This window comes from Microbacterium sp. F2E (assembly GCF_020905435.1).
Taxonomy (GTDB): Bacteria; Actinomycetota; Actinomycetes; order Actinomycetales; family Microbacteriaceae; genus Microbacterium; species Microbacterium lacticum.
This window is the reverse complement of the sequence record NZ_JAJJIB010000048.1, coordinates 1-1,037: the sequence shown is the minus strand read 5'-3', so window position 1 is coordinate 1,037 and position 1,037 is coordinate 1. Positions and strand designations below refer to the sequence as shown.

The 1,037-nt window shown below is 69.1% G+C and carries 1 pseudogene; it reads left to right on the top strand.

Annotation, left to right across the window (positions count from 1 at the left end):
• Positions 1-67 precede the first annotated feature (67 nt).
• A pseudogene (locus tag LOK55_RS13920) lies at positions 68-1,037 on the top strand (IS3 family transposase); the annotation flags it as partial.

The following is a 1,037-nucleotide window of genomic DNA, read 5'->3' as shown; positions in this document are numbered from 1 at the left end:
GGCGCTTGACCCCTGATCTTGGGCACGCTGATTCCAGCACGTTGCTGGGGAAGCGAGAATTCAAGGGATGGCTAGGAAGAACTACACGGACGAGTTCCGGCAGCGGGCGGTGGACTTGTACGAGTCGACGCCGGGTGCGACGTTGAAGGGCATCGCGGCGGACCTCGGGATCTCCCGCGGTGCGCTGCGGGAGTGGGTCGAGAAGCACGGTTCGGGCACGACGACCGCCGGCACCATGTCGCCGCCCACGTCGGGGCGGTCGGAGTCGCAGGCGGCGAGGATCGTGCGGCTGGAGGCGGAACTGGCGGCGTCGAAGGCGGAGAAGCTGAGGCTCGAGATGGAGCGGGACATCCTCCGTCAGGCGGCGAAGTATTTCGCCGGGGAGACGAACTGGTGAACCGCTTCCAGTTCGTTGAGGACCACAAGGACGCCTACGGCGTGAAGCGGTTGTGCGAGATCATTCAGATCGCGAGGTCGTCGTTCTACGCCTGGCTGGCGGCGGCCCCGGGACGGGCCGCGAGGGCCGCCGCAGACGCCGCGCTGGCGGCGCGAATCCGTGTGCTGCAGGACCCCGCGCAGGGCGGCGACCGCGCCTACGGGGCACCCCGGATCACCGCCGACCTCAACGACGGCGTCACCACCGCCGCCGGGCGGGTGAATCACAAGCGCGTCGCCCGCGTGATGCGGGAACACCAGCTGGTGGGGATCCGGCTGCGACGCCGGGTGAAGACCACGATCCCGGACCCGTCCGGGAGGAAGTTCCCCGACCTGATCGGCCGGGACTTCTCGATCGGGGAGCCGAACCGCCGGTATGTCGGCGATATCACCTACCTCCCGATCGCAGACGGGTCGAACCTGTATCTCGCGACGTGCATCGACCTCGGCTCCCGGAAGCTCGCGGGTTGGCAGGTCGCCGACCACATGCGCGTAGGGCTCGTCGAAGACGCCCTGCGCGCTGCGGCCCGTGACCGCGGGACGCTGGCCGGCGCGATCTTCCACAGCGACCACGGCAGCGTCTACGCCTCGAAGGCCTACGC